This is a genomic window from Sphingomonas kyungheensis, assembly GCF_037120395.1.
GTDB lineage: Bacteria > Pseudomonadota > Alphaproteobacteria > Sphingomonadales > Sphingomonadaceae > Sphingomonas > Sphingomonas kyungheensis.
This window is the reverse complement of record NZ_JBBBDM010000003.1, coordinates 91,839-116,405: the sequence shown is the minus strand read 5'-3', so window position 1 is coordinate 116,405 and position 24,567 is coordinate 91,839. Positions and strand designations below refer to the sequence as shown.

General features: G+C 69.0%; 21 protein-coding genes and 1 tRNA gene. 14 read left to right on the top strand and 8 right to left on the bottom strand.

Annotated features, from left to right (window positions below):
• Positions 1-2: 2 nt before the first annotated feature.
• Positions 3-710 carry an SDR family NAD(P)-dependent oxidoreductase gene (locus V8201_RS08325; protein ID WP_336544988.1) on the top strand — a complete coding sequence of 236 codons (708 nt, stop codon included), beginning with the start codon at positions 3-5 and terminating at the stop codon, positions 708-710.
• Between the two features lie 218 nt (positions 711-928).
• On the opposite strand, the gene V8201_RS08320 is transcribed toward V8201_RS08325, so the two are convergent.
• Together V8201_RS08320 and V8201_RS08315 are read right to left on the bottom strand one after the other, a co-directional pair.
• Positions 929-2,119: a class I SAM-dependent methyltransferase gene (locus V8201_RS08320; protein WP_336544987.1), complete on the bottom strand. Its 1,191-nt coding sequence runs from the start codon at positions 2,117-2,119 to the stop codon at positions 929-931.
• A 42-nt stretch (positions 2,120-2,161) separates the two neighbouring features.
• Complete coding sequence (locus V8201_RS08315; protein ID WP_336544986.1) at positions 2,162-3,058, bottom strand: histone deacetylase family protein; 897 nt, start codon at positions 3,056-3,058, stop codon at positions 2,162-2,164.
• 55 nt (positions 3,059-3,113) lie between these two features.
• On the opposite strand from V8201_RS08315, the gene V8201_RS08310 reads away from it, so the two are divergent.
• The 11 genes from V8201_RS08310 to V8201_RS08260 all read left to right on the top strand — a co-directional run bounded on the left by V8201_RS08310 (position 3,114) and on the right by V8201_RS08260 (position 13,726).
• Positions 3,114-4,097, top strand: a complete 984-nt coding sequence (locus tag V8201_RS08310; protein ID WP_336544985.1) for an alpha/beta hydrolase — start codon at positions 3,114-3,116, stop codon at positions 4,095-4,097.
• Positions 4,094-4,591 carry an RNA pyrophosphohydrolase gene (locus tag V8201_RS08305; RefSeq protein WP_336544983.1) on the top strand — a complete coding sequence of 166 codons (498 nt, stop codon included), beginning with the start codon at positions 4,094-4,096 and terminating at the stop codon, positions 4,589-4,591. Before V8201_RS08310 ends, V8201_RS08305 begins: the two co-directional genes overlap by 4 nt.
• Positions 4,592-4,639: 48 nt before the next feature.
• A complete protein-coding gene (locus tag V8201_RS08300; protein ID WP_336544982.1) occupies positions 4,640-5,569 on the top strand; it encodes a DUF481 domain-containing protein in 930 nt (309 codons plus the stop codon).
• Between the two features lie 43 nt (positions 5,570-5,612).
• On the top strand, positions 5,613-6,818 hold the full coding sequence (locus tag V8201_RS08295; protein ID WP_336544981.1) for a hydrolase: 1,206 nt from the start codon (positions 5,613-5,615) through the stop codon (positions 6,816-6,818).
• Positions 6,815-7,837 (top strand): arginine N-succinyltransferase, encoded by a 1,023-nt coding sequence (astA, locus tag V8201_RS08290; protein ID WP_037531222.1) that lies wholly within the window; start codon positions 6,815-6,817, stop codon positions 7,835-7,837. Before V8201_RS08295 ends, astA begins: the two co-directional genes overlap by 4 nt.
• Positions 7,831-9,075: an N-succinylarginine dihydrolase gene (locus V8201_RS08285; RefSeq protein WP_336544980.1), complete on the top strand. Its 1,245-nt coding sequence runs from the start codon at positions 7,831-7,833 to the stop codon at positions 9,073-9,075. The genes astA and V8201_RS08285 overlap by 7 nt, the downstream gene beginning before the upstream one ends.
• Positions 9,076-9,233: 158 nt before the next feature.
• Positions 9,234-9,752 carry a hypothetical protein gene (locus V8201_RS08280; protein WP_051583203.1) on the top strand — a complete coding sequence of 173 codons (519 nt, stop codon included), beginning with the start codon at positions 9,234-9,236 and terminating at the stop codon, positions 9,750-9,752.
• 141 nt (positions 9,753-9,893) lie between these two features.
• A complete protein-coding gene (locus V8201_RS08275; RefSeq protein ID WP_037531335.1) occupies positions 9,894-10,112 on the top strand; it encodes a hypothetical protein in 219 nt (72 codons plus the stop codon).
• 58 nt (positions 10,113-10,170) lie between these two features.
• Positions 10,171-11,070, top strand: a complete 900-nt coding sequence (gene cysD / locus V8201_RS08270; RefSeq protein WP_037531228.1) for a sulfate adenylyltransferase subunit CysD — start codon at positions 10,171-10,173, stop codon at positions 11,068-11,070.
• The gene (gene cysN / locus V8201_RS08265) at positions 11,070-12,983 is read left to right on the top strand and encodes a sulfate adenylyltransferase subunit CysN (protein ID WP_336544979.1); all 1,914 of its coding nucleotides are present in this window, start codon (positions 11,070-11,072) and stop codon (positions 12,981-12,983) included. Before cysD ends, cysN begins: the two co-directional genes overlap by 1 nt.
• A complete protein-coding gene (locus tag V8201_RS08260) occupies positions 12,980-13,726 on the top strand; it encodes a 3'(2'),5'-bisphosphate nucleotidase CysQ (RefSeq protein WP_037531233.1) in 747 nt (248 codons plus the stop codon). The genes cysN and V8201_RS08260 overlap by 4 nt, the downstream gene beginning before the upstream one ends.
• On the opposite strand, the gene V8201_RS08255 is transcribed toward V8201_RS08260, so the two are convergent.
• Both V8201_RS08255 and V8201_RS08250 read right to left on the bottom strand, forming a co-directional pair.
• On the bottom strand, positions 13,716-14,708 hold the full coding sequence (locus V8201_RS08255) for a bile acid:sodium symporter family protein (RefSeq protein ID WP_336544978.1): 993 nt from the start codon (positions 14,706-14,708) through the stop codon (positions 13,716-13,718). The two genes, V8201_RS08260 and V8201_RS08255, sit on opposite strands and share 11 nt — an antisense overlap.
• Before the next feature lie 93 nt (positions 14,709-14,801).
• A tRNA-Arg gene (locus V8201_RS08250) sits at positions 14,802-14,878 on the bottom strand.
• A gap of 82 nt (positions 14,879-14,960) precedes the next feature.
• Here V8201_RS08250 and V8201_RS08245 point away from each other — a divergent pair.
• Positions 14,961-15,455 carry a hypothetical protein gene (locus V8201_RS08245; protein WP_336544977.1) on the top strand — a complete coding sequence of 165 codons (495 nt, stop codon included), beginning with the start codon at positions 14,961-14,963 and terminating at the stop codon, positions 15,453-15,455.
• A 324-nt stretch (positions 15,456-15,779) separates the two neighbouring features.
• On the opposite strand, the gene V8201_RS08240 is transcribed toward V8201_RS08245, so the two are convergent.
• Together V8201_RS08240 and hemB are read right to left on the bottom strand one after the other, a co-directional pair.
• Positions 15,780-17,990, bottom strand: coding sequence for a spermidine synthase (locus V8201_RS08240; protein WP_336544976.1), 2,211 nt, complete (start codon positions 17,988-17,990; stop codon positions 15,780-15,782).
• Complete coding sequence (gene hemB / locus V8201_RS08235; protein ID WP_336544975.1) at positions 17,983-18,975, bottom strand: porphobilinogen synthase; 993 nt, start codon at positions 18,973-18,975, stop codon at positions 17,983-17,985. The genes V8201_RS08240 and hemB overlap by 8 nt, the downstream gene beginning before the upstream one ends.
• 86 nt (positions 18,976-19,061) lie before the next feature.
• Between hemB and V8201_RS08230 the strand changes: the two genes are divergently transcribed.
• Positions 19,062-19,943, top strand: a complete 882-nt coding sequence (locus tag V8201_RS08230; protein WP_037531243.1) for a diacylglycerol/lipid kinase family protein — start codon at positions 19,062-19,064, stop codon at positions 19,941-19,943.
• A 9-nt stretch (positions 19,944-19,952) separates the two neighbouring features.
• Here V8201_RS08230 and V8201_RS08225 read toward each other — a convergent pair whose 3' ends face one another.
• Positions 19,953-21,386 (bottom strand): MATE family efflux transporter, encoded by a 1,434-nt coding sequence (locus tag V8201_RS08225; RefSeq protein WP_037531245.1) that lies wholly within the window; start codon positions 21,384-21,386, stop codon positions 19,953-19,955.
• 482 nt (positions 21,387-21,868) lie between these two features.
• A complete protein-coding gene (locus V8201_RS08220; protein ID WP_037531247.1) occupies positions 21,869-24,559 on the bottom strand; it encodes a valine--tRNA ligase in 2,691 nt (896 codons plus the stop codon).
• Positions 24,560-24,567: the final 8 nt, after the last annotated feature.

Sequence of the window (24,567 nt, the reverse complement as noted above, 5' to 3'; positions counted from 1 at the left end):
CCATGACCAAGCCGCTTGCGAACAGCCTTGCGCTGATCACCGGCGCGAGCCGCGGCATCGGCGCGGCCACCGCGATCGCGCTTGGTGCGGCCGGCGCGCATGTCGTGCTGACCGCGCGCACCGCCAAAGACCTTGAGGCGGTCGAGGAAACGATCTTCGACGCCGGCGGCTCGGCGACGATCGCACCGCTCGACCTGACGCAGACCGACAGCGTCGCGCGGCTCGCCACCGCGATCGGCGAGCGCTGGCAGGCGCTCGACCTGCTCGTGCTCAACGCGGCGATGCTCGGCAGCCTCGCCGCGGTGCCGGCGATCGACGCCAAGGAACTGGCGCAGGTGCTGACGCTCAACGTCAGCGCGCAGGTGGCGCTGATCCAGGCGTTCGACCCGATGCTGCGCAGGGCGCGCGCGGGCAAGGTGATCGGCCTCACCTCCAGCGTCGGCCGCGATCCGCGCGCCTATTGGGGCGCTTATGGTGCGTCCAAGGCGGCGTTCGAGACGATGCTCGGCGCCTATGGCGACGAGACCGCCGAGATCAGCGCGATCCGTACCGCGATCCTCGATCCCGGCGCGACCCGCACCAAGATGCGCGCGCGCGCCTATCCCGGCGAGGCGCCCGAGTCGGTCAAGCCCCCCGAGGTGGTGGCCGAGCGCATCGTCGCGCTGGCGATCGCCGGCTTCCCCGCGGGGCATCGCGAGCGCGTCGGCTAGCACGACCGCCGACATTCGCGCACGGGGCTTATGGTTACGCGGAGGCGCGGAGGGCACGGAGACTGTGGCGCCGCCGGCTCAGCCTCGGCCTCAGCTTTCATCACGTTCGGGCAAGGCCCGTAACGCTACTTCAACCGGAACCCCTCCGCGCCTCCGCGCGAACCATCCTCAACCCGGCACCAAACCGCGCCCGTCGGTCACGGACAGGGAACCGCGCCCTACCCCGCCTTGACCAAGGTGACCTGCGCGACGTCGATGCCACCGCCGCGGAAGCCGCCTTCGCAATACATCAGATAATAGCGCCACAGGTCGCGGAAGCGGGCGTCGAGCCGCTCGGGCAGCAGCCCGGCCCGATCGGCATTGTCGAAACGCTCGCGCCAATGGCGCAGCGTCACCGCATAATCGAGGCCGAAGGCATGGTGATCGGTCCATGCCAGCCCGCGCGCCTCGCAGAGCGCGCGGAAGCGGCTCTCCGACAGCAGCATGCCGCCGGGAAAGATATAGCGCTGAATGAAGTCGACGCTGCCGGCGTAGCGGTCGAACACATCGTCGGCGATGCTGATATATTGCAGCGCCGCCCGGCCGCCGGGCTTGAGGACGCGCGCCAGCGTGTCGCAATAGGCGGGCCAATAGCGCTGGCCGACCGCCTCGACCATCTCGATGCTCGCCACCGCATCGAACCGGCCGGTGACGTCGCGATAGTCGGTGAGCGCGACGGCGACGCCGGGCTGATTGAGGCTATCGACCGCCGCTTTCTGTTCGGTCGACAGCGTCAGCGCCGCGACGCGCCGCCCCGCCGCCGCGGCGGTCGCGGCGAACGAGCCCCAGCCGCAGCCGATCTCCAGGATCGTCTCGCCCGGTGCCGTCCCGGTCCGCGCGAGGATCGCGTCGAGCTTGCGCTGCTGCGCCTGCTCCAGCGTATCGCCGGGCGCAAACAGGCCGCTCGAATAGGTCAGGCTTGGGTCGAGCCAGGCGCGGTAGAAATCGTTGCCGAGGTCGTAATGGTCGGCGATGTTGCGCCGCGCGCCCGCCTTGTGGTTGCGGCGCAAGCGGTGCCAGGCGCGCAGCAGCAGCTTCGATGCGCCATTGGCCCGCGCCGCGTCGGCGAGCGGCACGCGGTTGCGCATGAACAGGTCGAACAACGGCACCGGATCGGGGCTCGACCAGTCGCCGTCGCGCCACGCGCGATACCAGCCGACCGAACCGCTGGTGGCGAGCCGGACGAGCGCGCGCCAGCGGTGCAGCGTGACGATCGGCACCGGCCCCGGCTTGCGCCCGCCGAGCAGGCGGTGGGTGCCGTCCGGCAGCCGCGATTCGATCGCGCCCCACTCGAGCCCGGCGTCGATCCGGTCGAGCATCGGGTGGAAAACCGCGGCGAGGGCGCGTTGCTGTACTGTGTCCGCAGGCATGTCGCGCGCGCTCATGCCGCAGCTTGTGCGATTGGGGAAGGGTCAGCGCAGCGCGATCGCCGCACCGAGCGTCAGGATCGCGGTGACGTGGCGGCGCGCGATCTCCAGCGCATCGTCGCCATAGCCGCCGCCGACCGTGCTGGCGAGCGGCACCCCCTGGGTCAGCCGCGCCACCAGCCGCTCGCGCGCGACCAGCCCGTCGAGACTGAGCGACAGCCGGCCGAGCCGGTCGCCGGCGAAGGGATCGACGCCCGCCTGGTAGAGGACGAGCTGCGGGCGATGCTCGGCGAGGAACGGCGTCAGCGTCTGCGCGAGCGTGGCGAGATAGGCCTCGTCATCGACTCCGTCGGGCAAGGCGACGTCGCAGGTCGAGCGGGCTTTGCGCGCGGGGAAGTTCTTCTCGGCGTGGATCGAATAGGTCGCGATCCCCGGCCGTCCGGCAAGCAGCGCGGCGGTGCCGTCGCCCTGATGGACGTCGCAATCGACGACGACGAGCCGCTCTACCGTCCCTTCCTCGATCAGCCGCACCGCGGCGAGCGCGAGGTCGTTGAACACGCAATAGCCCGCCCCCGTCGCGGCGAGGGCATGATGGCTGCCGCCCGCGGTATTGGCGGCGAAGCCGTGGCGCAGCGCGAGCTGCGCGGCGAGCCACGTGCCGCCGGGCACGACGCGCGCGCGCGCGGCGACTTCGGGCGTGACGGGAAAGCCGATCCGTCGCGTCTTCATCGCCGGCACCGCGGCGGTGAGCACCTCGTCGACATAATCGGGATCGTGCACCGCCTCCAGCCACGCGCGCGGCATCGGCTCGGGCTCGTGCCAGGCAAGCCGGTCGCCCTCGGCGCGCAACAGGTCGCGGATCAGGCCGTTCTTGTTCCAGCGATAGGTGGAGCGCGCCGGCGCCGGCGCGACATAGGCGGGATGATGGACGATGGGGATCACCGGCTATAATTGGGGATGCGACCGCCGCTTCCCAAGCGGTCGCGCGGAGCGCCGCATGACCGATCCCGCCGCCGCTTATGTCCGCCCAGACGTGAGGCGATTCCTCGATTATCTCAACGCGATGCCCGGCCCGGCGAGCCATGAGCTGCCGCCTGCGCAGGCGCGCCAGCTGCTGCGGTCGTCGCGCGATCTCACCGATCTGCCGATCGGTGTGATCGCGGTGGTTCGCGACCTCGCCATTCCCGGCCCGGCGGGGACGATCGCGGCGCGGCTGTTCGATGCGCGCGCCAGCCGCGATGCCGGGCCGGCGCTGGTCTTCTTCCACGGCGGCGGCTTCGTCATCGGCGATCTCGATACCCATGCCGGCATCTGCGCCGAGATCGCGCGCACGCTCGACGTGCCGGTGATCGCGGTCGACTATCGGCTTGCCCCCGAACACCCCTGGCCCGCCGCGCCCGACGATTGCACCGCCGCGGCGCGCTGGGTGGCGAAGAGCCCCGCGGCGCTCGATCGCAGCGTCACCAGCCTGATCCTGTGCGGCGACAGTGCCGGCGGCACGCTCGCGATCGTCACCGCGCTCGATCTGCGCGACGCGCCGGCGGCAGTACCGGTGATCGTGCAGGCGCCGATCTATCCGGCGGCGGACAGCGGGCGGCATTATCCATCGTTCGATACGTTCGCGGACGGCTATCTGCTCACCCGCGACGCGATGCTGTTCTACGACCGGGCGTATCGCGCCGATCCCGCCAGCCCGCGCGGCGCGCCGCTGCGCGGCCGGCTCGACGGGCTGCCGCCCGCGGTGATCGTCACCGCCGGGCTCGACCCGATCCGCGATCAGGGGCGCGCCTATGCCGCCGCGCTGGCGGGTGCGGGCGTGCCGGTGGTGTTCCGTGAGGCGAAAGGGCTGATCCACGCCTTCGTGCTGCTGCGCAAGGCGATCCCGTCGGCGCAGGCGGAGGTCGCGGGCTATCTTGCGGCGCTCGCCGCGGTGATCCACGAGGCGGAGGCGGCACGCCTCGCCGCACGGGACCCGATATGACCGATACGCCGACCGACCGCCCCTACCGCCCCTGCGCCGGGGTGATGCTGATCAACCGCGACAACCGGGTGTTCGTCGGCGAACGGATCGATACCGTGCTCGAAGCCTGGCAGATGCCGCAGGGCGGGATCGATCCCGGCGAGGACGCCTATGCCGCCGCCCTGCGCGAGCTGGGCGAGGAGACCGGCGTCACCCCCGACAAGGTCGAGCTGATCGCCGAGGCACCCGACGAATTCTACTACGACCTGCCCGACGATCTCGCCGGCAAGGTGTGGAAGGGCAAATGGCGCGGCCAGCGCCAGCGCTGGTTCCTGTTCCGCTTCCTCGGCGAGGACAGCGACGTGCAGATCGCCACCGCCCATCCCGAATTCCGCGCCTGGCGGTGGAGCGATCCCGACGATCTGCCGCGGATGATCGTGCCGTTCAAGCGCCCGCTGTACGAGGCCGTGCTGGCCGCGTTCCGGCCTCATCTCGGCGCAGCCGCGAGCGGATAAGGTGCTTTTGGGGTTTCATCAGCAAAAGCAGCGGCTAAGGCCTGCGGCGTGCGCGCTCTGACGACCTCGATCCTCGCGGCGATCCTCGCCCCCCTGCTGCTCGCCAACGCGCCCGAGGACGGCCCCCCTGCCGAGGACAAGGTGCCGATCCCCGCGGCAATCCGCTCGATGCTCGACGCGGCGCTGGAGAGCGGCAACGACGGCGACGTGTCGGTGGTGGTCAAATACGCCCGGCTCGCCGATCCGGCGAGCGCCGATGCGGTGCTGGCGATCGCGCAGAAATGGCGCAACGACCGGGCGCAGGCGCGGCAGACGACGATCCGCGAGGCGAGCATGTTCGACCTGTGGAGCGGCCGCGCCGAGCTGGGTGGCTATATCACCACCGGCAACACCGACAGCAAGGGCGGCTCGGCGGTGCTCGACCTGACCCGCGAAGGCCTGCAATGGCGGCATAAATTCCATGCTCAGGCGGATTATCAGGAGAACGCCGGGGTCACGACGCGCGAACATTATCTCGCCAGCTACGAACCCAATTACAAGATCAAGGACCGCGTCTACCTCTATGGCGCGGCGCAATATGAGGAAGACCGGTTCCTCGGCTTCTACCACCGCTATTCGGCATCGACCGGCGTCGGCTATAGCGCGATCAAGACCGCGGCGATCCGCCTCGACGTCGAACTCGGCCCCGCCTTCCGCCAGACCGCCTTCACCGACCAGACTGACCAGAGCAATATCGCCGGCCGCGGCACGCTCGCCTTCAACTGGAAGCTGCTGCCCGGCCTGTCGCTGACCCAGAATGCCTCGGCCTATGTGCAGAGCGCCAATTCGACCTTGAGCGGCACCACCTCGGTCAATGCCAAGCTGATCGGGCCGCTGTCGGCGGCACTGTCGTACAACGTCCAATATGAGAGCATGCCGCCGGTCGGCTCGCTGTCGACCGACACCACCAGCCGCGCCTCGCTCGTCTACAGCTTCTAAACCGGCCATTCCCCCCGGGCGGCGCATCGGCTAACAGGCGGCGATGAGAGGATTGCCGGACGACGAAGCCGCGCTGATCGCCACCATCGATGCCGCCGCGATGCTGCATCAGGTCGAGGATTGGGCGGCGATCAACAGCGGGACACGCCATCTGGCCGGGGTGGCGCGGATGGCGGAGCGGCTCGCCGATGCCTTTGCCGCGCTGCCCGGCGAGCTTGCGCTGGTCGCGCCCGACCCGGTCGAGGCGGTCGGTGCGGACGGCACCGTCGCGCGGCTCGATCACGGCGCGCACCTTCACCTGCGGGTCCGGCCGGAGGCGCCGGTGCAGATGCTGTTCACCGGCCATATGGACACGGTCTATCCGGCCGATCATCCCTTCCAGACGCTGACCCATCGCGCCGACGGCACGATCAACGGCCCCGGCACCGCCGATATGAAGGGCGGGCTCGCCGTCATGCTCGCCGCCTTGCGGGCGGTCGAGGCGGCGGGGGTCGGGCGGCTCGGCTATGAGGTGGTGATCAACAGCGACGAGGAGACCGGATCCCTGTCCTCCGCGACGCTGCTCGCCCGCGCGGCGCGCGGCAAGGTCGCGGCGCTGACCTACGAGCCCGCACTGCCCGACGGCACCCTGGCCGGCGCGCGCGGCGGGACGGGCAATTTCTCGATCGTCGTGCGTGGGCGCAGCGCGCACGCCGGGCGCAATCCGGAGGACGGCCGCAATGCGATCGTCGCCGCCGCCGCACTGGCGGTGCGGCTCAGCGAGGCGCGGGCGCCGGGGCTTGCGGTCAATCCGGCGCGGATCGACGGCGGCGGGCCGAACAATGTCGTCCCCGATCTTGCGGTGCTGCGCGTCAATTTCCGCCCCGCCGCCGCCGCCGAGATCGCGCGCGCCCGCGCCGCGATCGACGCCGCCGTCGCCGAGATCGCGGCCGGACACGAGGTCGCGATCACGGTGCACGGCGGCTTCAACCGCCCGCCCAAGCCGCTCGACGCCGGCGCGGAGGCCCTGTTCGGGCTGGTCGCCGCGGTCGGTGCCGACCTCGACATCCCGATCGGCTGGCGGGCGACCGGCGGCGTCTGCGACGGCAACAATATCGCCGCCGCGGGTGTGCCGGTGATCGACACCATGGGGGTGCGCGGCGGCGCGATCCATTCGGCGGACGAGTTCATGATCGTCGACAGCCTCGCCGAACGCGCCGCGCTGTCGGCGCTCACCATCCACCGCATCATGCGAAAGGGGCAGGCATGACCTTCCGGATCAGGGCGGCGCGCGCCGACGATCTGCAACATCTGTACGAGATGGCCAAGCTGACCGGCGGCGGCTTCACCAATCTGCCGCCCGATCGCAAGGCGCTGCGCGGCAAGCTCGAACGGGCCGGCGCCGCCTTCGCGCGCGCCGACGGGCCGGTGACCGACGAATTGTTCGTGCTGATGCTCGAGAATGTCGCGACCGGCGAGGTGCGCGGCACCTGCCAATTGTTCACCCAGGTCGGCCAGCAGCACCCGTTCTACAGCTATCGGCTCGGCACGCTGACCCAGCATAGCAAGGAGCTGGCACGCACCTTCCGGGCCGAAATGCTCGCGCTGACCACCGATCTCGAAGGCTCGTGCGAGGTCGGCGGCCTGTTCCTCCATCCCGGCGAGCGCGCCGGCGGGCTCGGCCTGCTGCTCGCACGCAGCCGGTACCTGTTCATCCGCGCGCACCGCGCCCGCTTCGCCGACCGCATCCTCGCCGAGCTGCGCGGGGTGATCGACGAGACCGGCGGCTCGCCCTTCTGGGACGGGCTCGCCGGGCGGTTCTTCGGGATGAGCTTCCAGGATGCCGACCAGTTCAACGCGATCAACGGCCATCAGATGATCGCCGACCTGATGCCCAAACACCCCATCTATACCGCGATGCTGTCCGAGCCGGCGCGCGCCGCGATCGGCCTGCCCCACCCGAGCGGCAGAGCCGCGATGCGGATGCTGGAGAATGAGGGCTTCAGCTTCGAACAATATGTCGACATCTTCGACGGCGGCCCGACCATGACCGCGCGCACCGACCGGGTCCGCACGATCGAACAGGCGCAGGAGTCGCGGATCACCGCGGTCCACAATGACGGGGGCGAAGGCGAGGAGGCGCTGGTCGCGACCGGGCGGCTCGCCGACTTCCGCTGCGCCTTCGGGCTGGTCCGCCCCGCCGCCGACGGCATCGCCGTATCGCGCGCCTGCGTCGAGGCGCTGGGCGTCGGTGTCGGCGACACGGTGTTGCAGGTGCCGCGGTGGTGATCGAGATCAATTTCGACGGCATCGTCGGCCCGAGCCACAATTACGCCGGCCTGTCGTTCGGCAATCTTGCCGCGACGGCGCATGCCGGGCAGGTCTCGCATCCGCGCGCTGCGGCGGTACAGGGGCTCGCCAAGATGCGCGCCAATCTTGCGCTCGGGCTGACGCAGGGCGTGCTGCTGCCGCATCGTCGTCCCGACCACGACTGGCTCGCCGCATTGTCCGTCCGTTACGAGGAGGCGTCGCCGCTGCTCCAGGCGCAGGCGATGTCCGCCTCGCCGATGTGGGCGGCGAATGCCGCGACCGTCTCGCCGGCACCGGACACGGCCGACGGACGCTGCCACCTCAGCGTCGCCAACCTGATGACGATGGCGCATCGCAGCCACGAATGGCCCGAGACGCTCGCGCAGCTCCGCCTCGCCTTCGCCGACCCCGGCTTCGCCGTGCACGATCCCGTCCCCGCCCCGTTCGGCGACGAGGGCGCGGCCAATCACATGCGCCTCGCCGCCGCGCACGACGCGCCGGGCGTCGAGATCTTCGTCTACGCGCTGGGCGGCGGCCGCTTCCCGGCCCGCCAGCATCGCGAGGCGAGCGCGGCGATCGCGCGCGCGCACCGGCTCGATCCGGCCCGCGTGCTGTTCGTCGAACAATCCGAGAACGCGGTCGCCGCCGGTGCCTTCCACAATGATGTCGTCGCCGTCGCCAATGCCAATGTGCTGTTCGCGCACGAACGCGCCTTTGCGGATCGCGAGCGCGTCCATGCCGATCTCCGCCGCCTGCTCCCCGAGGTCGAGATCGTCGAGGTCGCCGAGCGGGACGTCAGCCTCGCCGATGCGATCGCCTCCTATCTGTTCAATGCGCAGCTCGTCACCACCAATGACGGGCCAACCCTGATCGTGCCGAGCGAATGTCGCCGCAACGCCGCGGTGTCGCGCTGGCTCGACGGGCATCTGGCCGGCAATGGCCCGATCCGCCGGGTCGAGACGGTCGACGTCACCCAGTCGATGGCGAACGGCGGCGGCCCCGCCTGCCTGCGCCTCCGCGTCGTTGCCGATCCCGCGACGATCGATCCGCGCTTCCTGGTCGATGCGGCGCGGCTCGACGCGATCGAGTCGGTGGTGCGCGCCGAATGGCCCGAGGCGATCGATCCCGCGATGCTCGGCGACGCGGCGCTGCTGCGGACGATCGCCTCGGCGCGGCGGCGGTTGCTTGAGGTGATGGGGTTGGCGGAGCTGATCTGACCGATGTCGACAGTCAAGTTTTCGTTCGTCTTGTCGCTACTCGACTATTGATCGAGGCGAAGCCACGCAAAGTCTTCTTTTAACGAGTTGATGCAATAGCCTTTTTCCAGCCGGCATACTCAGGGGAGTATCGTACTGCCGGCCTGGGAGGATAATACATGAGTGTGACGTTAACCTTGGCGGCGCTTGCCGCCATTGTCTCGCCTGCGCCAGTGCAAGCCACGGCGGCGACTGCGATCGGCACGCCGGCTATTGCCGCCGGCACGATGATACACTTGCGCACGCTCGAGCCGCTGACCACCAAGGGCAAGAAGCTGCGCGTCGGTGACCGCGTCCGCCTCGAAACCACCGAGGCAACCGAACTCAACGGCGTGACGGTGATTCCGCAGGGCACGCCTGCCATCGGTGAGGTGACCGAGGTGCGCAACAAGGGCATGTGGGGCAAATCGGGCAAGATCAACGCCCGCGTGCTATCGATGAAGGTCAACGGCCGGCAGGTGCGGATGACGGGCGCCTTCGACGACAAGGGCACCACCGGGACCGCCGGCGTCGTCGGGTCCGTCGTCCTGCTGCCGGTCGCCGGCTTCTTCATGACCGGCACCAGCGCCAATATCCCCGCCGGGGCGCCGGTCGCCGGCTTCCTCGACGAAGACGTCATCGCCACCGCAGCGCGGTGAGAGGCGACGCGGGCGGCGCATGCTGCCGTCCGCGTCCCTTCGCCTGCCGGGCAATGTCGGGTTACTTAACAATTAACCACACTCTGCACCCGCCGATCGACGCATTTCCGCACTTGGCGCGCGCCATGCATGGCGCCCGCCATGCTGTACCGGATCAAACGCCTGTTCACGGTCAAGACCAAGTTCGAGGCCTTTCTCGTCATCTACGGGCTGGGCGTCGGCGCGGTCGAACGTGGCATCCATTATCTTCAGCAATATCCTGGCTATGGCGGCTGGCTGCTGTTCGCCTGCTGCCCGATCGCGGTGTTCATGGTCGGCGACGTGCTGCTCGACTCGGTCGAGCGGCGGCAGCAGGACTAAGGGGCGGCGATAGGATAAGTTCGTCGCTTCCGCGCGCAGGACGCTTATCTGCACAGGGATGAGCCCGCCGACCCATTTACAACGGCTTGAAGCCGAAAGCATTCACATCCTCCGCGAAGTCGTCGCCGAGGCGGAGCGACCGGTGATGCTCTATTCGGTCGGCAAGGATTCGGCGGTGATGCTGCATCTCGCCCGCAAGGCCTTCTTTCCGGCGAAACCGCCCTTCCCGCTGCTCCATGTCGACACGACGTGGAAGTTCCGCGCGATGTACGACCTGCGCGACAAGGCCGCCGCCGCGGCGGGGATGGAGCTCATCGTCCACACCAATCCCGATGCGCTCGCCGCCGGGATCAACCCGTTCGATCATGGCAGCCGCCACACCGATCTGTGGAAGACGGAGGGGCTCAAACAGGCGCTGAAGGCCGGCGGTTATGACGCCGCCTTCGGCGGGGCGCGGCGCGACGAGGAGAAGAGCCGCGCCAAGGAACGCATCTTCTCGTTCCGCTCGGCGAGCCAGGGCTGGGACCCCAAGGCGCAGCGCCCCGAATTGTGGAACCTCTACAATGCCCGCATCCACCGCGGCGAAAGCATCCGTGTCTTCCCCCTGTCCAACTGGACCGAGCTCGATATCTGGCAATATATCCTCGACCAGGGGATCGAGATCGTCCCGCTCTATTTCGCCGCACCGCGCCCGACGGTGGAGCGCGACGGCATGCTGCTGATGGTCGATGACGATCGCTTCCGGCTGCATCCGGGCGAGGTGCCGGTCGAACGGTCGATCCGCTTCCGCACGCTCGGCTGCTACCCGCTGACCGGCGCGGTGGAGAGCGAGGCGGCGACGCTGCCCGCGGTGATCCAGGAGATGCTGCTCACCACCACCTCGGAACGGCAGGGCCGCGCGATCGATCACGATCAGGCGGCGAGCATGGAGAAGAAGAAGCGCGAGGGCTATTTCTGATGACCGCTTATACCCCCGATGCGCTGATCTCCGCCGACATCCACGCCTATCTCGACGGCCATGCGCGCAAGTCGATGCTGCGCTTCATCACCTGCGGCTCGGTCGACGACGGCAAGTCGACGCTGATCGGCCGGCTGCTCTACGATTCGAAGACGATCTTCGAAGATCAGCTGAGCCAGCTCGAGGCGGACAGCAAGCGGCTCGGCACGCAGGGCGAGAATATCGACTTCGCTTTGCTCGTCGACGGCCTCGCCGCCGAGCGCGAACAGGGCATCACCATCGATGTCGCCTATCGATTCTTCGCCACCGAGACGCGCAAGTTCATCGTCGCCGACACCCCCGGCCACGAACAATATACCCGCAACATGGTGACCGGCGCGTCGACCGCCGATCTCGCGGTGATCCTGATCGATGCGCGCAAGGGCGTGCTGACGCAGACGCGGCGGCATTCGTTCCTCGCCCACCTGATCGGCATCCGCCATATCGTGCTGGCGGTGAACAAGATGGATCTGGTCGATCACGACCAGGCGCGGTTCGATGCGATCGTCGCCGAATATGCCGACTTTGCGCGCGGCATCGGCATCGAGGCCTTCACCGCCATCCCGCTGTCCGGCCTGACCGGCGCCAACGTCACCAGCGCCTCGCCGGCGATGCCCTGGTATGGCGGGCCGGCCTTGCTCCCGCATCTGGAGAGCGTGCCGGTCGCCGCCGATCGGGCCGCCGCCGCGCCCTTCCGGCTGCCGGTGCAATGGGTCAACCGACCCGATCTCGACTTCCGCGGCTTCGCCGGCACGATCGCCGCGGGCCGCATCGCACCTGGCGACAGCGTACGGATCGTCCCCTCCGGCAAGACGACGCGCGTCGCGCGCATCGTCAGCTTCGACGGCGACCGCGAGCTGGCGGAGGCGGGCGATGCGGTGACGCTGGTGCTCGCCGACGAGGTCGATTGCTCGCGCGGCGACGTCATCGCCGCCGCCGATTCGCCGCCCGAGGCCGCCAACCAGTTCGAGGCGACGATCGTCTGGCTCGCCGATACCGATCTGGTGCCGGGTCGCGGCTATTGGCTCAAGCTCGGCACGCATACCGTCGGCGCGACGGTGCAGCCGCCCGCCCATGTCGTCGACGTCAACACGCAGGCGCATTTGTCGGCCAAGACGCTGTCGCTCAACGATATCGGCGTCGCGGAGGTCTATACCGACGCGCCCCTGGTATTCGCGCCTTATGCCGACAGCCGCGAACTCGGCGGCTTCATCCTGATCGATCGCGAGACCAACGCCACCGTCGCCGCGGGGATGATCCACCATGCGCTGCGGCGCGCGCAGAACGTCCACTGGCAGTCGATCGACATCACCCGCGAGGCGCATGCCCGACAGAAGGGGCAGCAGCCGCGGCTGTTGTGGTTCACCGGCCTGTCGGGATCGGGCAAGTCGACGATCGCCAATCTCGTCGAGCGCAAGCTGCACGCGCTCGGCCGGCACAGCTTCCTGCTCGACGGCGACAATATCCGGCACGGTCTCAACCGCGATCTCGGCTTCAGCGACGCCGACCGGATCGAGAATATCCGCCGCGTCGGCGAGGTCGCCAAATTGATGACCGACGCTGGGCTGATCGTGCTCACCGCCTTCATCTCGCCGTTCCGCGCCGAGCGCGAGCTGGTGCGCGGGCTGTTGCCGGCGGGCGAGTTCGTCGAGATCTTCGTCGACACGCCGCTCGCCGATGCCGAGGCGCGCGACGTCAAGGGCCTCTACGCCAAGGCGCGCGCCGGCGAGATCGCGCATTTCACCGGCATCTCGAGCCCGTATGAAGCGCCGGTCAGCCCGGAGATCCATATCGACACGCGCCGCGAAAGCGCCGAAGCTGCCGCCGAACGCATCGTCGAACATGTCCTCGGCATCTGGAGCTTCGAATTGTGAGCGGTCTCTCCGACGTCGAACTCGCGCGGAGCGTCGCGGCCGAGGCGGGCGATCTGCTGCTGGCGATCCGCGATCGCGATGACCTGTCGGGCAAGGCGCTCGGCGATGTCGGCGATGCGGAGGCGAACCGGCTGATCCTCGACCGGCTGCGCGCCGCCCGCCCCGACGACTTCATCCTGTCCGAGGAATCGATCGACGATCGCGCCCGCTGCGCGGCGGAGCGGGTATGGATCGTCGACCCGCTCGACGGCACGCGTGACTATGCCGAGGGACTGGACGATTGGGCGGTGCATATCGGCCTGGCGATCGGCGGGCGTCCGGCGATCGGCGCGGTCGCGGTGCCGACCACGGGCCGCGTCTACACGACGGCAGAGGCGCGCTGTACGCGTCTGCGCAGCGTTGCCGCGCCGCGCATGGTGGTCAGCCGCACCCGCGCCACCGAAATGGTCGATCGCGTCGGGCTGGCGCTGGCGACGACGCGGGTCGGCATGGGATCAGCGGGGGTGAAGGCGATGGCGGTGGTCGACGGCCGCGCCGACATCTATCTGCATGACGGCGGTCAATATGAGTGGGACAATTGCGCTCCCGCCGCGGTCGCACTGGCGGCGGGGCTGCATGCCTCGCGGATCGACGGCAGTCCGCTCGTCTACAATTGCGAGAATCCGCTGCTGCCCGACCTGCTGATCTGCCGCCCCGAGCTGGCCGAGCAGGTGCTCGCCGCGGTCGCCGTGGCTAGAGGCTGACCGCTTCCGCCTCGGCGAGGCTCGCCGCATCGGCGTAACGGCGCGCGATCACCGCACAGGCGATCAGCTGGAGCTGGTGGAACAGCATCACCGGCAGCAGCACCGCGCCCACCGTCGCGGCCGGGAACAGCACGCCCGCCATCGGCACGCCCGAGGCGAGGCTCTTCTTCGATCCGCAGAACAGCAGCACGATCGCATCCTCGCGGCTGAAGCCGAGTGCGCGCCCGGCGAACCAGGTGACGGTCAGCACGACCGCGAGCAGCACCGCGCACAGCACGCCGATCAGCAGCAGGTCGGCCGGCGAGACGCGGTGCCACAGCCCCTCGACCACCGCCGCGCCGAAGGCGGTATAGACGACGAGCAGAATCGAGCCGCGATCGACGATCGTCAGCAGCCGCTTGCGCCGTGCGATCCAGCCGCCGATCCACGGCCGCAGCAGATGCCCGGCGACGAACGGCACGAGCAGTTGCGCGACGATCGATTCGACCGCGGCGAGCGAGATGCCACCGCCGCCCTCGCCGCTGCCGATCAGCAGCGCGACCAGCGCCGGGGTGGCGACGATGCCGATCAGGTTGGAGAAGGACGCGCTGCACACCGCCGCCGCGACGTTGCCGCGCGCGATCGCGGTGAAGGCGATCGACGATTGCACCGTCGAGGGCAGCAGGGTGAGGAACAGCATGCCGGTCGCGACCGGCCCGGCCAGCCCCGGCGTCCGCCCGGCGAGCAGCCCGAGCAGCGGGAAGACGACGAAGGTGGTGGCGAGCACCGCGACGTGCAGCCGCCAGTTGCGCGCGCCCTCCCAGATCGCCTCGCGCGACAATTTGGCGCCGTGCAGGAAGAAGAGGAGGACGATGCCGACATCCGCGGCGTCGCCGGCGATCCCCGCCCATATCCCGCGCGCGGGGATCAGGCTGGCGAGCAGCACCGTGCCGAGCAGCATCAGGATGAAGGGTTCGAAGAAGGAGAGGATCGATCGGAACATCGCGCACGTCCGGCTGATGACCGACGTACTGCCACTCCCCAGAACGCCGACGGTGGAAAGGGCCCCGCCGGGCCGTTGTCGACGGGAGGAAAGTGGCGCGCCCGGAACGATTCGAACGTCCGACCCTCAGATTCGTAGTCTGATGCTCTATCCAGCTGAGCTACGGGCGCGCATTGGAGGCGCGCTGATAGCAGGTGTTTCGCCCCGCGCAAGTGCGTTGCGCGATTTTCTGCCTGCGCATAGAGGCTGGCTATGAAAATGCTTTGGCTGTCCGCGCTTGTCCTCCCGCTTGCGGCCTGCGCCCATGATGCGACGCCCTATCCGTCGCTGGCGCCGCGCGCGGTGGAGAAGCTCGGCTTCGCCGAGCCGGTGGTGACCGTCGCCGAGGCCAAGCCCGATCCCGCGCTGGATGCCCGGATCGACGCGTGGCAGCGCCAGCTCGATACGATCGCCAAGGGATTCGCCGCCGATGCCGCGCGGACCGAGACCGCCGCCGCGCGCGCGCGCGGACAGGCGGTCGGCAGCGATGCGTGGCTCGACGCGCAATCGGCGCTCGCCGGGCTCGATGACTGGCGCTCGCAAGCGTCGGCATTGCTCACCGACATCGATCTCGCCGCGAGCGACCGGGCGGCGGCGCTGCTCCCCGTCTATCCGGCGCTCGCCCCCCTGCGCGAGCGCGCCGCGGCCGAAGGCGAACGGCAGGCGCAGACGATCGACCGGCTCCAGGCGGCGCTGCCGGCTGCCTGAGCCGTGTTCACGCAGAGGCGCGGAGAACGCAGAGCGCCCGCAGCAAGCACGGCCCGATAACCGAATGGCTGGAGGTGCGTACCATCGAGGCAGCGAACGCAACTCCTCCGCGCCTCAGCGCCTCCGCGTGAATCCCATCCTGCGCGATCGCTATCGCCTAACGCGGGGCCCGATCACACATGTGAGAAGGTAATTCACGCGGAGGCGCGGAGGCGCGGAGGTGTATCGCCTGCGATAAGCGAGGCCCTCTCATCACCGTTGGTGTGAAAAAGCCGCTGACGCGGCGGCACGCTTGTCTCTGCGCCTCTGCGCGGACTCACCGACCTATCCGTGCCATTTGAGCAGCGGCAGGATCGTCGAATAATCGTCCGTCCACGCGACGAACCCCGGCCGCCCGACCAGGGGCGCCCAGCGTCGGTCCGCCGCCTTGAGCGCGCGCAGCGTCGCGGCGTCGCGCGACAGAGCGATCCACTGGCTCGGCGAGGCGACGGGGGTCTGCCGCGGCGGCTGGTAATAGAGTTTCGTCGCCTGCCAGCCCCCCGCCCGCGCCGCTGCCGCGACCACGGGTTCGAGATCGAGGAAGCGGTTGGAGATATGGACGAGCAGCAGCCCGCGCGGTTGCAGCACGCGCGCATAATCGGCGAAAGCCTCCTGCGTCATCAGATGCATCGGGATCGCATCCGAGGAGAAGGCATCGAGCGCGAGCAGGTCGAGGCTCGCCGGCCGGTCCGCCTCCAGGCTGATCCGCGCGTCGCCGACGCGGATGTCGGGATGCGGCAGGCAATCGCGCAGATAGGTGAACTGACCGGTATCCCGGGCGATCCGCACCACCACCGGGTCGATCTCGTAGAAGCGCCAGCGTTGCGCCGGCTGCGCATAGCAGGCGAGCGTCCCCGTGCCGAGGCCGACGACGCCGACCCGCGCGGTCGGACCGAAGAGGCCGTCGAGCGCCTCCATCGCCCGGCCGATGCCCGACGGCGGTGCATAATAGGTCGTCGGCAGGCGTTCGAGCACCGGGCTGCCGGTGAACTGGATGCCGTGGACGGTGGTGCCGTGATCGAGCTCGCGCACGCCGCGCCCGTCGCGCACCGTATAGACGCCGAAATAGCTCCGCGTCCGCGCGCCATGCGCCAGCGACAGCTCGACCGCGCGCCAGCCGCCGAAGATCACCAGCGCCACCGCCAGGATCAACGCGTAGGACAGTCGCGCGCCGACCGAGATCACGCCGATCAGCGCGATGCCGATGAAGGTCAGTCCCTGATGCCCTTCGCCGAACAGATCGGCCGGGCCGCGGAAGGTCAGCGTGGTGAGCAGCACCAGCAATGCGATCACCCCGGCATAGGCGAAGCGGCGCTTGGCCGGCGTCCGCCACAGGCCGCGGATGCGGTGGGTGAGGAACACCTGCGGGACGAGCAGCCCGGCGGCGAAGATCAGGATGGGATATTCATAGGTCCAGTCAAACACCACCGGCGCGACCAGCCCGGCGAAGACGCCGCCCAAGGCGCCACCGACCGCCATGGCGAGGTAGAAGCCGGTCAGCCGGTCGGGCTCGGGCCGCAGCCGGTACAGCTGTGTATGCAGCGCCACCGACACCATGAACAACAGGGTCAGCGCGATCGCGAGATTGATCAGCGGCGATTCGTTGAAGCCGCCGATCATCACCCCGCCGAACATCAGGATGGTGATCGGCGCGATCCGCGTCAGCAGATCGGCGATCTCGCGATTGGCCGCGAAGGCGATGGTGAAGCTGAGCAGATAGAGGCCGAGCGGCAGCACCCAGAGCAACGGCATCGCAACGATATCGGTGGTGATATAGGTCGAGGTGGCGAGCATCAGCCCCGACGGCACCAGCGACAGCACGATCCAGTGCAGCACGCGGCGACGCGTCGCGGGCGCGCTGCTCGGCCGCGCGACATCGGCGCTCGCCCCGCGCGGCAGGCGGATCGCGCAGGCGATCACCAGCAGGATCAGCACCGCATAGCCGGCACTCCACAGCCAGCTCTGCTGGCGCAGCGCGAGCAACGGCTCGACCACCAGCGGATAGGCGATCAGCCCGCCGAAGCTGCCGAGATTGGAGGCGGCGTAGAGTGCATAGGGATCGCCGTCGCGGCTGGCGATGCTGAACCAGCGTTGCACCAGCGGCGCCTGCGCCGAGACGGCGAAGAACAACGGCCCGATCGACGCGCCGAGCAGCCACGGCACCCACAAAGCAGGCGTCAACCCGGCCGGGCCGCCGCCCAGGGTCAGCCCGATCGGCAGCCATGCCGCGCCGATCAGCAGGACGCCGACATGCACCGCCGCCTGCACCCACGGCCGCAGCCGCGCCAGCGCATGGGCATAAGCGTAACCGGCGAGCAGCAGCGTCTGGTAGACGAGCATCGCCGAATTCCACACCGCCGGCGCGCCGCCGAGGCGCGGCAGCGCCATCCGCGCCACCATCGGCTGGACGAGGAACAGCAGGAACGATCCGGTCAGGATGGTCGCGACGAAGGTGATGCGGCAGGCGCGGCCGGTATCGCCGGCGCGCTCAGCCATGCAGCAGCCGCGCCGCATGCGCCGCATGATAGGTCAGCACGCCCGCGCAGCCGGCGCGCTTGAACGCCATCAGCGTCTCGATCACCAGAGCGTCGCGCTCGCCCGCGCCGGCGGCGACCGACGCCTCCAGCATCGCATATTCTCCCGACACCTGATAGGCGAACACCGGCACCTCGAACCGCGTCTTCACCCGCACGATGATGTCGAGATAGGGCAGGCCCGGCTTGACCATCACCGTGTCGGCGCCCTCGGCGAGATCGAGCGCGACCTCGCGCAGCGCCTCGTCGGCGTTGGCGGCATCCATCTGATAGGTCTTCTTGTCGCCCTTGAGCAGCCCGCGCGACCCGACCGCGTCGCGGAACGGACCGTAGAAGCCGCTGGCATATTTGGCAGCATAGCTCATGATCTGGACGTTATGCGCGCCCTCGCCTTCCAGCGCGGTGCGGATCATGCCGATCCGGCCGTCCATCATGTCCGATGGCGCGATGATGTCGGCGCCGGCGCGCGCCTGGTTGAGCGCCTGGCCGATCAGCAGGTCGGCGGTGGCGTCGTTGACAACATAGCCCGCCGCATCGACCAGCCCGTCGTGACCGTGGGTGGTATAGGGATCGAGCGCGACGTCGGTCAGCACGCCGACCTCGGGCACCGCATCCTTGATCGCGCGGATCGCCCGGCACATCAGATTGTCGGGATTGAGCGCCTCGCGCCCGTCGTCGGTCTTCAAACCCGCAGGAGTGAAGGGAAACAACGCGACACAGGGGATGCCGAGGTCGCGTGCCTCGCGGGCGCGCGCGACGATGCCGTCGACCGACCAGCGCGATACGCCGGGCAGGCTGGCGATCGGCTGCTCCACCCCCTCCCCCTCGACGATGAACATCGGCCAGATCAGGTCGGCGGGGGTCAGCACCGTCTCGGCATGCAGCCGGCGGCTCCAGTCGCTGGAGCGGGTGCGGCGGAGGCGAAGCGCAGGATAGGCAGCAGTCATGACGCATCCTTGACGAGGGTGTTGCGGCTTTGAGGGATCGCGGCGCGCTTGCCAAGCGTTGCGCACCCGTAATCGATGGGACATCCATGACGCAGTTCACGTCCGCCGCCCTGATCGTCAACGCCAAGTCGCGCCGCGGCCAGGCATTGTTCGAGCGGGCATGCAAAGCGTTGAGCGGCCTGCCCTACCCGGTCGATGCCCATGCCGTCGAAAACCCCGACGATCTGGTCGAGACGGTGCGCAACGCGCTGGTCAAGAAACCGGAGCTCGTCATCCTGGGGGGCGGCGACGGGACGATCAGCGGCCTCGTCGACCTGCTCGTCGGCCATGACGTGGTGCTCGGCGTGCTGCCGCTCGGCACCGCCAACAGCTTCGCGCGCACGCTCGGCCTGCCGATGGACGTCGAGGGTGCGATCGACGTCATCCGCACCGGCAAGCGCGCGCGGATCGATCTCGGCCGGATCGACGGCGACTATTTCGCCAATTGCGCGGCGATGGGGATCAGCCCGCAGATCGCCGAGACGGTGCCGCACGGCCTCAAGAAGGTGCTCGGCCGGGTCGGCTATCTCGGCTGGGCGAGTTGGCAGTTCCTGCGCTTCAAGCCGTTCATCCTCACCGTCGACGACGGCGTCGAGGCGAAGACGATGCGCGTCGTCGAAGTGCGCATCTCGAACGGCCCCTATCACGGCGGCACCTGGCTGGTCGACGAAGCCTCGGTCCAGTCGGGCGAGATCGTCGTCCAGGCGGTTCGCGCCCGCTACAAGCGCACGCTCGTCAAGAATTGGGCGGCGAGCTTCTTCAAGCTCGACGCGCGCCACCAGGATACGGTGAGCTTCTCCGGCAAGTCGCTGCGCATCGACACCAAGCCGTCGCTGCCGATCTCGATCGACGGCGAGGTGCTCGCGCACACCCCGGTCACCGCCGCGGTCGCGCCGGGGATCATCGAGGTGATGGTGCCCGCCGACTGAGGCGGACGGTCAGCCGACCGGCATCTGCTTGGCGGTGGGCTCGGTCGCGGCCTTGGCCTGTTCCTCGCCCTGCCGCGCCGGGATCAGCCGGCCGGAACGCCAGTCGCCGTAACGATAATAGAGGATCGTCATCACCATCGACGCCGCCGATCCGGCGGGGAAGCTCCACCAGATCGCATCCGCCGCCCAATCGCCCTGCAACGCATAGGCCATGCCGAGCCGGATCGGGAACAGCGCCACCGCGAGGATCAGCAACGGCGCCACCACCGCGCCATTCGCCCGCACCGTCGCCGACAGCACCATCGACACGCCGAACAGCAGGAAGCTCGCCGAACCGATGATGTTGATATGCGCGGCGAGATCGATCGACGCCGCGTCGCTGCCGAGGAACAGCCCGAGCACCGCGCGGTCGAGCAGCGCGACGACGCCGATCAGCGCCGCGGTCATGACGAGATTGAGCAGCAGCCCCGATCGGGTGATCAGCGCGACCCGCTCCCATCGCCCCGCGCCGATATTCTGCGCGACCATCGCACTGACCGCGGCGCCGACCGACATCGCCGGCATCTGGATATAGGTCCAGAGCTGGCTCGCCGCGCCATAGGCCGCGGTCGTCGTCGTGCCATAGCCGTTGACGAGGCCGACCATCGCCAGCGCCGATCCGGTCGCGACGAGCATCTGCAACCCCATCGGCACGCCCTTGCTGACGATCGGGCGGAGTAATGTCGGATCGGGGATCAGATAGCGCCACTCGGCCCCGCGCAGCCGCACGACGAGGTCGCGGCGATAGACATAGCCGAGCAGCGCGGCGAACGAGACGGTATTGGCGATGAAGGTCGCGGTCGCCGATCCGGCAATGCCGAGTTCGGGCAGCGGCCCCCAGCCGCGGATCAGCAGCGGATTGAGCGCGACGTCGATCACCGATCCCAGCGCCATGAACTTGAGCGGCGTCACCGAATCGCCCGCCCCGCGCAGCACCATGCTGAGCAGCACCGCGAGGAAGCTGGTCGGCATCGCGATGAAGATGACGCGCAGATAGGCGAGCGCCAGCGGATAGGCGTCGGCCGGCGTGTGCAGCGCGGTGAGGATCGCCGGCGCGCTCCACCAGCCGAGCGCGACGACGCCGATCGACAGGATCGCGAACAGCCCGTGCGCGGTGCCGACGACGCGGCGGACCGCATCGATATCGCGCCGCCCCATCGCCTGCCCGATCAGGATCGTCGATGCCATGCCGAAGCCGAACACCGCCGAGACGAGCAGGAACATCACCAGCCCGGCATTGGTCGTCGCCGCCAGCGCGCGTTCGCCGAGCAGCTGCCCGATCCAGATCGCGTTGATCGAGCCGTTGATCGACTGGAGCACGCTCGACCCCAAGGTCGGCAGCGCGAACAGCAGCAGCGTCTTGCCGATCGGGCCGGTGGTCAGGTCGCGTTGCGGCTTCGCCATGGACATCCCTCTGTCGCGTGGCCGCTGTGGCCTGATCGCGGCGTTTCCCTACGGCATATCGCTGCCGTCGCGAAACAGCCTTGGCGGTGGGATCGCGCGCGGAGGGGCGGCGGGCGCGAAGATTTGCGGGATAGTCGCTGCCGAGTCGCCCGAGCGTGCTGCTCTCTGCCTGTAGAGAAGAGGAAGCGGCGCAGAGCGGCGGGTGAGGATAGCGGAAGGCAGCTCCGCCACCCCTGCCCCAACACCTAACAGCCTTCGCGGGCGGGGGGCCTCTCCTCCGTTCGTGCTGAGCCTGTCGACGTACAGCCTTCCACACACGGACCGCCTGCGGAGCCCCGCCCTTCGACAAGCTCAAAGCTAACGGGATGGATTCGATCGCTTGCCTACCTCACCGGCCATGAAGGCGCAGCACGCGCCACGCCCCCTCTGCGTCCTCCGCGCCTCTGCGCAAATCCTCTCATCCCACCACGGCGACGGGCCCATCACCCCAATCGCGCCAGCGCCGCCGACAGCCGCTCCGCTTCGGCGCTCTTCTCGGCGTGATCGGCGCGCGCCTTTTCTACGGCCTCGGGCTTGGCGCGCTCGACGAAGCTGGCGTTGCCGAGCCGGCCGGCGAGCGCGTCGCGCTCCTTCGCCGCGGCGGCGATCGCCTTGGTCAGGCGGGCGCGTTCGGCGTCGAGATCGATGACACCGTCGAGCGGGATGACATAGGTCGCCTCGTCGACGACGAGTTGGATCGCCGCGCCGGCCGGAGCCGGATCGAACGACACGCCCTGCAGCCGCGCGAGCTTGCGCAGCGCCGCCTCGGCGCCCGCGACGCGCCGCTGCGTCGTCGCATCGGCGTCGCGGACATAAGCGGTGAGCTGCGTGCCCGGCGCGATGCCGAGTTCGTTCTTGGCGGTGCGCACCTCGCCGATCAGCCGGATGCGCCAGGCGATGTCGGCCATCGCCGCCGCGTCGATATGCTCGCCGTCGACCATCGGCCATTGCGCGACGATCAGATCATGGTCGCGCGGCGCCATCGCATGCCACAATTCCTCGGTGATGAAGGGCATGAACGGATGGAGCAGGACGAGGATCTGGTCGATCACCCAGCCCGCCACGGCGCGCGTCTCGGCGGCAGCCGCCGCGTCCTGCGCGCCCTCGTCGCCGAGCACCGGCTTGATCAGTTCGAGATACCAGTCGCAGAAGCGGTTCCAGACGAACTGGTAGATCGCTTCCGCCGCCGCATCGAAGCGCAGGTCGGCAAGCGCAAGATCGATCGCCTGCACCGTCGCGATCGTCTCGCCGATGATCCACTGATTGACCGCGAGCGACGCCGCCGGCGCCTTGCCCGGCGTCGATCCGCCGATGCCGTTCGCCTGCGCGAAGCGCGCCGCATTCCACAGCTTGGTCGCGAAGTTGCGATAGCCCTCGACGCGCTTCTCATCCATCTTGATGTCGCGGCCCTGGCTTTCCATCGCCGCCATGAAGAAGCGCAGCGCGTCCGCGCCGTAGCGATCGATCAGCCCGAGCGGATCGACGGTATTGCCCTTCGACTTGGACATCTTGGCGCCGTCGGCGGCGCGGACGAGGCCGTGCAGGTAGAGCGTCCTGAACGGCACGGCGTCGAGGAAGTGCAGCCCCTGCATCATCATCCGCGCGTCCCAGAAGAACAGGATGTCAAAGCCGGAGATCAGCACGTCGTTGGGATAGCGCCCGCCGAGCGTCGGGTCGGCATTGTCGGGCCAGCCGAGCGTCGCGAACGGCCACAGCGCCGAGGAGAACCAGGTATCGAGCACGTCGGGATCGCGGGTCAGCGCGACGCCCTCCCCCGCCTGCGCCTGCGCCTGTTCTTCGGTTTCGGCGACATAGGCATTGCCCGCGGCGTCGAACCACGCTGGCACCTGATGCCCCCACCACAATTGCCGGCTGACACACCACGGCTGGATATTGTCCATCCAGTTGAAGAAGGTCTTTTCCCAGCTCTTCGGCACCATCGCGATCGCGCCGGAGCGCACCGCCTCGATCGGCCGCTGCGCCAGCGTCTTGGCGTCGACATACCATTGATCGGTCAGCCACGGCTCGATCACCACGCCGGAGCGGTCGCCATAGGGCGTCTGGATCGTCCGCGGCTCGGCGTCATGCTCGACGCCCTCCTTGTCGACGTGGGGGATCAGCACGCCCTCGTCCTTGAGCCGTGCGACGATGCGCGCGCGTGCCTCGAACCGGTCGAGCCCGATCAGGTCGGCCGGGATCAGCCCGTCGCGGGTCTGGCAGACCCGCGCCTTGGCATCGAGCATGTTGAGCATGTCGCGCGCCTCGATCCCGGCGCGGCGGCCGACCTCGAAATCGTTGAAGTCATGCCCCGGCGTGATCTTGACCGCGCCCGAGCCGAGCGCCGGATCGGCATGGTCGTCGGCGACGATCGGGATCAGCCGGCCGGTGATCGGCAGCCGCACCTGCTTGCCGACGAGATCGGCATAGCGCGCATCCTCCGGGTTCACCGCCACTGCCATATCGGCGAGCATCGTCTCGGGCCGCGTCGTCGCGACGGTGATCGATCCGCTGCCGTCGGCGAGCGGATAACGCAACTGCCAGAAGCTGCCGCGCACTTCCCGCGTCTCGACCTCGAGGTCGCTGATCGCGGTGCCGAGGCCCGGGTCCCAATTGACCAGCCGCTTGTCGCGATAGAGCAGGCCCTGCCGATGCAGCTCGACGAACACCTTGACGACGGCCTTCGAAAAGCCCTCGTCCATCGTGAACCGCTCATTCGCCCAGTCCATCGAACAGCCGAGCCGGCGCAGCTGGCGGGTGATCTCACCGCCGCTCTCCGCCTTCCATTCCCAGACCTTGGCGATGAACGCCTCGCGGCCGAGGTCGCTGCGCTGCTCACCGCGTGCCGCCATCTGCCGCTCGACCACCATCTGCGTGGCGATGCCGGCGTGATCGGTGCCGACCACCCACAGGGCATCCTTGCCCTTGAGCCGCGCATGCCGCGTCAGGATGTCCTGCAACGTATTGTCGAGCGCATGGCCGATATGGAGCGAGCCGGTGACGTTCGGCGGCGGGTTGACGATCGTCCACGGCTCGGCGTTCGGGCGATCGGGGCGGAACAGGCCGTTCGTCTCCCAATGCTGGTACCAGCGGGTCTCGATCGCGGCGGGGTCGAAGGTCTTGGCAAGCTCGGTCATGGCCGGGC

Bases quoted from the DNA above. Each gene is read 5' to 3' on its own strand.
- V8201_RS08325 (WP_336544988.1), top strand. From the start codon at position 3: ATGACCAAGCCGCTTGCGAACAGCCTTGCGCTGATCACCGGCGCGAGC.
- V8201_RS08320 (WP_336544987.1), bottom strand. From the start codon at position 2,119: ATGCCTGCGGACACAGTACAGCAACGCGCCCTCGCCGCGGTTTTCCAC.
- V8201_RS08310 (WP_336544985.1), top strand. From the start codon at position 3,114: ATGACCGATCCCGCCGCCGCTTATGTCCGCCCAGACGTGAGGCGATTC.
- V8201_RS08305 (WP_336544983.1), top strand. From the start codon at position 4,094: ATGACCGATACGCCGACCGACCGCCCCTACCGCCCCTGCGCCGGGGTG.
- V8201_RS08295 (WP_336544981.1), top strand. From the start codon at position 5,613: ATGAGAGGATTGCCGGACGACGAAGCCGCGCTGATCGCCACCATCGAT.
- astA (WP_037531222.1), top strand. From the start codon at position 6,815: ATGACCTTCCGGATCAGGGCGGCGCGCGCCGACGATCTGCAACATCTG.
- V8201_RS08280 (WP_051583203.1), top strand. From the start codon at position 9,234: ATGAGTGTGACGTTAACCTTGGCGGCGCTTGCCGCCATTGTCTCGCCT.
- V8201_RS08275 (WP_037531335.1), top strand. From the start codon at position 9,894: ATGCTGTACCGGATCAAACGCCTGTTCACGGTCAAGACCAAGTTCGAG.
- cysD (WP_037531228.1), top strand. From the start codon at position 10,171: ATGAGCCCGCCGACCCATTTACAACGGCTTGAAGCCGAAAGCATTCAC.
- cysN (WP_336544979.1), top strand. From the start codon at position 11,070: ATGACCGCTTATACCCCCGATGCGCTGATCTCCGCCGACATCCACGCC.
- V8201_RS08255 (WP_336544978.1), bottom strand. From the start codon at position 14,708: ATGTTCCGATCGATCCTCTCCTTCTTCGAACCCTTCATCCTGATGCTG.
- V8201_RS08245 (WP_336544977.1), top strand. From the start codon at position 14,961: ATGAAAATGCTTTGGCTGTCCGCGCTTGTCCTCCCGCTTGCGGCCTGC.
- V8201_RS08240 (WP_336544976.1), bottom strand. From the start codon at position 17,990: ATGGCTGAGCGCGCCGGCGATACCGGCCGCGCCTGCCGCATCACCTTC.
- hemB (WP_336544975.1), bottom strand. From the start codon at position 18,975: ATGACTGCTGCCTATCCTGCGCTTCGCCTCCGCCGCACCCGCTCCAGC.
- V8201_RS08230 (WP_037531243.1), top strand. From the start codon at position 19,062: ATGACGCAGTTCACGTCCGCCGCCCTGATCGTCAACGCCAAGTCGCGC.
- V8201_RS08225 (WP_037531245.1), bottom strand. From the start codon at position 21,386: ATGGCGAAGCCGCAACGCGACCTGACCACCGGCCCGATCGGCAAGACG.
- V8201_RS08220 (WP_037531247.1), bottom strand. From the start codon at position 24,559: ATGACCGAGCTTGCCAAGACCTTCGACCCCGCCGCGATCGAGACCCGC.